Origin of the sequence: Streptomyces sp. RP5T (assembly GCF_003933965.1) — a bacterium.
Lineage (GTDB): Bacteria > Actinomycetota > Actinomycetes > Streptomycetales > Streptomycetaceae > Streptomyces.
This window is the reverse complement of sequence record NZ_RSAJ01000050.1, coordinates 19,841-27,323: the sequence shown is the minus strand read 5'-3', so window position 1 is coordinate 27,323 and position 7,483 is coordinate 19,841. Positions and strand designations below refer to the sequence as shown.

The following is a 7,483-nucleotide window of genomic DNA, read 5'->3' as shown; positions in this document are numbered from 1 at the left end:
CCCCGGGGCCGCCGAGGAGCGGTTTCGGGGGTTGTTGGAGGCCGCTCCCGATGCCATGGTCATCGTCGACGACACCGGCATCATCAAGCTCGTCAACGCCCAGACCGAGGCGCTCTTCGGCTACGCGCGCGAGGACCTGCTCGGCCGTCCCGTCGAGCTGCTCATGCCGCACCGCTTCCGTGCCCAGCACGGCGTGCACCGCGGCCAGTACGCCGCCAACCGCCAGGTCCGTCCGATGGGCGCCGGACTCGACCTGCACGGGCTGCGCAAGGACGGCACCGAGTTCCCCGTGGAGATCAGCCTGAGCCCGATGGAGACGGCGGACGGACTGCTGGTCTCCGCCGCCGTCCGAGACGTCAGCGACCGCAAGGCCGCGGAGGCCCGGATCAACGAGCTCGCCGCGCTCGTCGAGTCCTCCCAGGACGCCATCCTCGCCAAGACCCTCGACGGGTACATCACCTACTGGAACGCAGCCGCCCAGCGGCTGTACGGCTACACCGCCGAGGAGGCCATCGGCCGCCACGTGTCGATGCTCTCCCCCGCCACACTGCACGGCGACATCGACGCGATGCTGGAACGGCTGCGGCACGGCGAGAAGGTGGAGCACTTCGAGACCCTGCGGGTCACCAAGTTCGAGACCCTGCTGGACGTCGACGTCACCCTGTGGCCGACGCGGGACACCGACGGCAAGGTCGTCGGCGCCTGTGCCATCGTGCGGGACATCAGCGACCGCAAACGCGCGGAGGCCGAACTCACCGAACTCTACGAACAGCAGCGGCACATCGCGCTCACCCTCCAGCGCAGCCTGATGGGCACCCCGCCCGCCATCCCCGGCCTCGCCACCGCCAGCCGCTACCGCCCCGCAACCCAGGGCGCCGGCGTGGGCGGCGACTGGTTCGACCTGATCCCCCTGGGGGCCGGCCGGGTGGGCGTCCTGATCGGGGACGTCATGGGCCGCGGCCTGGAAGCGGCCGCCGTGATGGGCCAGCTGCGCTCGGCCGCGCACGCCCTGGCCAAGACCGGGATGCAGCCGCGTCAGCTCATGCAGGAGCTGGAGAACTGCGTCACCGACCTCGACGTCCCCGACCAGCTCGTCACCTGCTGCTACCTCACGATCGCCCCGGACAACGGCACGGTCACCGTCTGCTCCGCCGGCCATCTGCCGACCCTGGTGGCCATCCCCGGCGAGGGGGTCCGCAGCCTCGCCGTGCCGGTGAACGCCCCGCTCGGAGTCGGCGACGTCCTGTACGAGCAGTCCTCCGTGGCGGTGCCGCCCGGCGCCACCCTGGTCCTCTACACCGACGGCCTCATCGAGACGCCCGGCAGCGACATCGAGGAACGGGTCGGCGAACTCACCTCCGTGCTCGCCGAGTTCTTCCTCGACCCCCCGTGTCTGGAGGCCGCCGCCGACCACGTCCTCGCCGGTCTGCTGCCGGACGCGGAGAGCCACAACGACGACGTCACCCTGCTGCTCGCCCAGTTGCCGGACGCCCCGCCGGACGCAGTGAGCTGCGACCTCGCCGCCACCCCCGCGTCGGTCCCGGAGGGCAGGGCCTTCCTGAGCAAGGCCCTGCTCTCCTGGGACTGCGCCGACTCCGCCGACGAGGCGCTGCTGCTGCTCTCCGAGACCCTCACCAACGCCGTCCAGCACGCCGAGGGCCCGATCGGTGTCCATCTGTGCCGCACCGACACGGGCCTGACCGTCGAGGTCAGCGACCGCAGCCCCCATCTCCCGCAGCCCCGCCTCGCCGCCGACGACGAGGAGTCCGGCCGCGGCCTCCTGCTGGTCCGCACCCTCGCCGACACCTGGGGCGTGCGCCCCACGGACGACGGCAAGACGACGTGGTTCACGCTGAAGCTGTGAGCCGGGGCCGGGGCCGGAACGTCCCGTCACTCCCCCACGTAGGCCGCCAGGTGCCGCGCCGTGAGCGTGTCTCCCGTGGCGACGAGCTCCGCCGGTGTCCCCTCGAACACGATCCGCCCGCCGTCATGGCCCGCGCCCGGCCCGAGGTCGATGATCCAGTCGGCGTAGGCCATGACCGCCTGGTGGTGCTCGACGACGATGACGGACTTGCCGGAGTCCACCAACCGGTCGAGCAGATCGAGGAGTTGTTCGACATCGGCGAGGTGGAGACCGGTGGTCGGCTCGTCGAGGACGTAGACCCCGCCCTTGTCGCCCATGTGGGTCGCCAGCTTCAGCCGCTGCCGCTCGCCGCCGGACAGCGTGGTGAGCGGCTGGCCGAGGGTGAGGTAGCCGAGCCCGACGTCCGAGAGCCGCTCCAGGATCCGGTGCGCGGCCGGCGTACGCGCCTCGCCGCTGTCGAAGAACTCCAGCGCCTCCGTCACCGGCATCGCGAGCACCTGGCTGATGTCCCGCCCGCCGAGGTGGTACTCCAGCACCGAGGCCTGGAACCGCTTCCCCTCGCACTCCTCGCAGGTGGTCGCGACTCCGGCCATCATCGCGAGGTCGGTGTAGACGACCCCGGCCCCGTTGCAGGTGGGGCAGGCGCCCTCGGAGTTGGCGCTGAACAGCGCCGGCTTCACGCCGTTGGCCTTCGCGAACGCCTTGCGGATCGGTTCGAGCAGTCCGGTGTAGGTCGCCGGGTTGCTGCGCCGGGAGCCGCGGATGGCGCCCTGGTCGACGGAGACGACCCCCTCCCCGGCCGGGATCGACCCGTGCACCAGTGAGCTCTTGCCGGACCCGGCCACCCCGGTGATCACGGTCAGCACCCCGAGCGGGATGTCGACGTCGACGTCCTGGAGGTTGTGCGTGCTCGCGCCCCGGATCTCCAGCGCGCCGGTGGCCTTGCGGACGGTGTCCTTGACCCCGGCCCGGTCGTCGAAGTGGCGCCCGGTGACGGTGCCGCTGGTCCGCAGCCCCGCCACGCTCCCCTCGAAGCAGACCGAGCCGCCCGCCGTGCCGGCGCCCGGGCCGAGGTCGACGACATGGTCGGCGATCACGATCGTCTCCGGCTTGTGCTCCACGACGAGGACCGTGTTGCCCTTGTCCCGCAGGCGCAGCAGCAGGTTGTTCATGCGCTGGATGTCATGCGGGTGCAGCCCGATGGTGGGCTCGTCGAAGACGTAGGTGACGTCGGTGAGCGAGGAGCCGAGGTGGCGGATCATCTTGGTGCGCTGTGCCTCGCCGCCGGACAGGGTGCCCGAGGACCGGTCGAGGGAGAGGTAGCCGAGCCCGATCTCCACGAAGGAGTCGAGGGTCTCCCCCAGCGCCGTCAGCAGCGGTCCGACCGAGGGCTCGTCCAGCGCGCGCACCCACTCCGCGAGGTCGCTGATCTGCATCGCGCAGGCGTCGGCGATGCTGATCCCCCTGATCTTGGAGGACCGGGCGCCCTCGCTCAGCCGGGTGCCCCCGCAGTCGGGGCAGACCATGAAGGTGATCGCCCGGTCCACGAACTCGCGGATGTGCGGCTGCATCGACTCGCGGTCCTTGGCGAGCATCGACTTCTGGATCCGCGGAATGAGACCTTCGTAGGTCATGTTGATGCCCGCGATCTTCATCCTGGTCGGCTCGCGGTACAGGAAGTCCTGGAGCTCGCGCTTGGTGAACCTCCGGATCGGCTTGTCCGCGTCGAAGAAGCCGGACTCGCTGTAGAGGCGGTAGTTCCAGCCGCCGGCCTTGTAGCCGGGGATGGTCATCGCGCCCTCGGCGAGCGACTTGGAGTCGTCGTAGAGCTGGGTGAGGTCGATGTCGTTGACCGTGCCCCGGCCCTCGCAGCGCGGGCACATGCCGCCGACGATGCTGAAGCTGCGGCGCTCCTTCACGGTCTGCCCGCCGCGCTCCACGGTGACCGCGCCCGCGCCGCTGATCGAGGCGACGTTGAAGGAGAACGCCTTGGGCGAGCCGATGTGCGGAGTGCCGAGTCTGCTGAAGAGGATGCGCAGCATGGCGTTGGTGTCGGTGACGGTGCCGACGGTGGAGCGCGGATCGCCGCCGAGGCGCTGCTGGTCGACGGTGATCGCGGTGGTCAGGCCGTCGAGGACGTCGACCTCGGGCCGGGCCAGGGTCGGCATGAAGCCCTGCACGAAGGCGCTGTAGGTCTCGTTGATCAGCCGCTGCGACTCGGCGGCGATGGTGTCGAACACCAGCGAACTCTTGCCGGAGCCGGAGACCCCGGTGAAGACCGTGAGCCGGCGCTTCGGGATCTCGATGCTGACGTCCTTGAGGTTGTTCTCGCGCGCTCCGTGCACGCGGATCAGGTCGTGGCTGTCAGCGGCGTGCGGCGCGTCGGTCCGCGGGGCCTTGCTCATGGTGACTGGTCCTCCCGTTTCGACAACTTCGAACACTATGTCGACCCGCACGCCTCAGCGCAGCTCCTGCACGCGGATCACGGTGCCCGCGGGGTCGAGGAAGGCGCAGTCCCGAACGCCGTACGGCTGCTCGATCGGCTCCTGGATCACCTCGGCGCGGGCCTGGAGCCGCTCGAAGACGGCGTCGAGGCCGGGGGTGGCGAGCAGGAGCTCGGGGTCCTCGCCCGCCGGGCGCAGCACGACCGAGGTCCCGGCCCGGCCCGCGGGGCCGACGGTGATCCGGCGCAGTGAGCCGCGGCCCACGTCACCGCGCACCTCGAAGCCCAGCACGTCCCGGTAGAAGGCCAGGGCGGCCGCCGGGTCGTGGTACGGGAGGAAGCTCGCGCGAATCCGGATGTCCATGTCCGTCACGCTAGCCACGGCAGCCCGGAGCGCGCTTCTCGAATCCTGACCGTCCCGCCCGGTCTCAGCGCACCAGCCCCGCGATGTGCGCCGTGACGGTGTCGAGGATGTCCGCCCAGGCGGTCGCGTCGCCGAGGACGAGGTAGTTCAGGGTGAGCCCGTCGGTCATGGCCGCGAGATAGCGGGCCAGCACGGACACGGGCACCCGCAGCTCCAGCTCCATGTCCGCCCTCAGCTGCTCGATGAGCTCGGCGTAGGCCTCGCCGTAGAGCTCGTACTGGCGTCTGGCCAGGTGCTCGAAGCCGGGCTCGCGCAGGGCGTACTGGGTGAGCTCGTAGGTGAGCATGTGCGACTCGGGGTGGGCGCGGACGTGGTCCCAGTAGGCCCGGAACCCGGCGGCGACGGTCTCCTCCAGGGTGGCCCTGGGGCGCAGCGCCTCCTGGACCACGCTCACCGACTGATCGGTGAGCGTGGTGATCACGGCTTCGATCAGGGCCTGCTTGGAGTCGAAGCAGTAGTGGAAGACGCTGAGGGACACCCCCGCCTCGGCGGCGATGGACCGGGTCGTCGTTTTCGCGACGCCGTCCCGGGCCATCGCCCTGATCGCCGCTTCCGTCAGCTGCCTGCGCCGCTCGGCCGACGGCATGCGTGCCATACGTGTCCCCCGCTGTCGTGTCGGTCAGCCGCTGTGGACGCCCACCTCGTGGAGTGAGTATCCCCAGTCGGTGCCGCGGGCGAGACCGTGGACGCGGACGTAACGGGCCGGTGCGCCCGCGAACTTCGCCGTGTCGAGCCCGCCGTCGCCGGAGGTCGTCGACCAGGCGGTCGTCCAGTTCGTGCCGTCCGTGGAGAGCTCGATCCGGTACGACTTCCCGTACGCCCGCTCCCAGTCGAGCGTGACCTTGGAGACCCGGTGGGTGGCGCCCAGGTCGACCTGCCACCACTGGTCGTCGCTCCAGTCGCTGGCCCAGCGGGTGGAGTCGTCGCCGTCCACCGCGCGGCCCGGCTGGTAGCTGGTGAACGGGTTGGACTCCGACGAACTCGCCGTCGCCGCCTTGCCGGCCGCGAGGTTCACGGACGCCTGGTGCTGCTCGGAGGCGCCCCAGGTGTCGAGGTAGGACTCGGCACCCCGGAACAGGTCGTCGACCACGCCCTGTCCGCCGACGAGCCGGATGTCCTCGATCCAGTCCGGGATCATGCCGACATGGGCGGCCCCGTCGGTGTTGAGGTCGAAGGTGCGCTGCCCGGAGGTCTGCCTGTCGATGACCGAGCCGCCGTCGACGCTCCTGAAGGGGTACGTCACCTTGTTCGCGGCGTCCGCTCCGCGCGGTGCGGGGTGGTCTCCGATGCCGTTGAAGTCGGTGCCGTAGCCGTATCCGACGCCGTACTTGTCGCGCAGCGCGTCGGTGCGCTTCGCCTCGGCGGCGAACCCTTCGGAGCCGTGCATGTACTGGGCGACGAAACCGCCGAGGGCGTAGACCCGCTCGGTCCAGTTGAGGTCCATCCAGCTGTGCGAGGAGAGCACGCCCGGGTAGTTCGCGGCCTCGAAGATGTCGAGGACCTGCCCGGTGGCCTTGACGCTCATGTGGTCGATCTCGAGCATCATCTTGCGTTTCATCATGCCGCGCACGGCGTACTCACCGAGATCGGTGAGCCCGCGGACGTTGCACTGGGCGGCCTTGTCGTACGTGGGGACCTCGACGCCGGCCGGGAGGTCCGCCTCGGCCTCGGAGGCCGCGGTACCGATGGGGTTGTCGTGCTGCGGGCCCTTGCAGGCCTCGGTCTTCCAGAAGGTGCCGGTGGACAGGAACTGCCCGACGTTGATGGCGGTGCCGAGACCGCCCTCGTCGAAGCGGACCCCGCACAGGGCGTTGTCGAGCTTGTGGCACAGGAACATCGAGCGCACGCCGAGCCCGTACAGCTCGTCGAGGCCCTTGTCGATGTCCGCCTTGCTGCACTGCCCGATGTCCAGGATCTGCTTGCAGCCGAACGGCTCGGAGGTCTCCACACCGAGGACGACCGCCAGCTTGCCCTGCTGGATGACCTGCCGGGCCTGCGCGCTGTCGGTGACGATCCGGAACCAGCCCTTGCCGGGGCCGCCGTACATCTTGTCGATGAAGGCCTGGAGGTCGTACGTGAGCTTGGCCTGCAGGCGGATCGAGGTCATCTCGTCACAACTGCGGTCCTTGAAGGGGTAGACGGAGCAGATCACCCCGTTGGTGACGAGGTCGTTGACCAGGACGCGCTGGCCGCCTCGCCAGGCCCGCTCCACCCAGGCGTAGTAGTTGGCCTGGTGGGTCATCGAGTCGTACGCCGGCCAGTCCTTGAAGGTGGGCCAGCCGGTCGGGTCGTGCCTGCCGTCGCCGCCGTGGGTGATGTAATCGAAGATCGCGAGAGTGCCGTCGGGGTAGTGCTCGGGGCAGTCCTTGAGCGCGTCGGCGACTCCGGACTCGGAGAACACCTTGCCGCAGATCAGCCGCCCGCCGAAGGCCTCGTTGGAGAAGAGGTGGTTGTGGGCGTCGACGAACCCCTGCACCTCACCGGCGGAGTTGGTACCGGTGAAGGGCGCTCCGGTCACATTGACCTGGGCGTCGGGAGCCGGCCTGGCCGTCGGTGTCCACCAGTCGGTGGCCGCCGAGCTCGGCGTGGGGCCGAGGATGGCGGCCAGCACCAGGAAGAGCACGGACACGACAGTGATGTTCTTGCGGGTGCGGCAGGAGCGCCCAGCCATGGCCCACGTCCCTCGGTCGACGGGAGGCGCCGTCGACCGAGGGCGCTTTGACTGCCCTTGGAGTTGTCATGACCGGCGCAA

General features: G+C 70.2%; 5 protein-coding genes. 1 reads left to right on the top strand and 4 read right to left on the bottom strand.

Annotated features, from left to right (window positions below; all coding sequences use genetic code 11):
- Positions 1 to 1,864 (top strand): PAS domain S-box protein (locus EHS43_RS08340; RefSeq protein WP_125189891.1); only part of this gene is annotated, 1,864 nt, incomplete at its 5' end.
- A gap of 26 nt (positions 1,865 to 1,890) precedes the next feature.
- Here the strand turns inward: EHS43_RS08340 and EHS43_RS08335 are convergent.
- The 4 genes from EHS43_RS08335 to EHS43_RS08320 all read right to left on the bottom strand — a co-directional run bounded on the left by EHS43_RS08335 (position 1,891) and on the right by EHS43_RS08320 (position 7,402).
- Positions 1,891 to 4,269 carry an excinuclease ABC subunit UvrA gene (locus tag EHS43_RS08335; protein WP_125189890.1) on the bottom strand — a complete coding sequence of 793 codons (2,379 nt, stop codon included), beginning with the start codon at positions 4,267 to 4,269 and terminating at the stop codon, positions 1,891 to 1,893.
- A gap of 54 nt (positions 4,270 to 4,323) precedes the next feature.
- Positions 4,324 to 4,671 carry a VOC family protein gene (locus EHS43_RS08330; RefSeq protein ID WP_125189889.1) on the bottom strand — a complete coding sequence of 116 codons (348 nt, stop codon included), beginning with the start codon at positions 4,669 to 4,671 and terminating at the stop codon, positions 4,324 to 4,326.
- Positions 4,672 to 4,735: 64 nt separating this feature from the next.
- Positions 4,736 to 5,326: a TetR/AcrR family transcriptional regulator gene (locus EHS43_RS08325; protein ID WP_125189888.1), complete on the bottom strand. Its 591-nt coding sequence runs from the start codon at positions 5,324 to 5,326 to the stop codon at positions 4,736 to 4,738.
- Between the two features lie 24 nt (positions 5,327 to 5,350).
- On the bottom strand, positions 5,351 to 7,402 hold the full coding sequence (locus EHS43_RS08320; protein ID WP_125189887.1) for a discoidin domain-containing protein: 2,052 nt from the start codon (positions 7,400 to 7,402) through the stop codon (positions 5,351 to 5,353).
- Between the last annotated feature and the right edge of the window lie 81 nt (positions 7,403 to 7,483).

What these genes read in the sequence shown, in the direction of transcription:
- EHS43_RS08320 (WP_125189887.1), bottom strand. Translation starts at nt 7,402, where the DNA reads ATGGCTGGGCGCTCCTGCCGCACCCGCAAGAACATCACTGTCGTGTCC.
- EHS43_RS08335 (WP_125189890.1), bottom strand. Translation starts at nt 4,269, where the DNA reads ATGAGCAAGGCCCCGCGGACCGACGCGCCGCACGCCGCTGACAGCCAC.
- EHS43_RS08330 (WP_125189889.1), bottom strand. Translation starts at nt 4,671, where the DNA reads ATGGACATCCGGATTCGCGCGAGCTTCCTCCCGTACCACGACCCGGCG.
- EHS43_RS08325 (WP_125189888.1), bottom strand. Translation starts at nt 5,326, where the DNA reads ATGGCACGCATGCCGTCGGCCGAGCGGCGCAGGCAGCTGACGGAAGCG.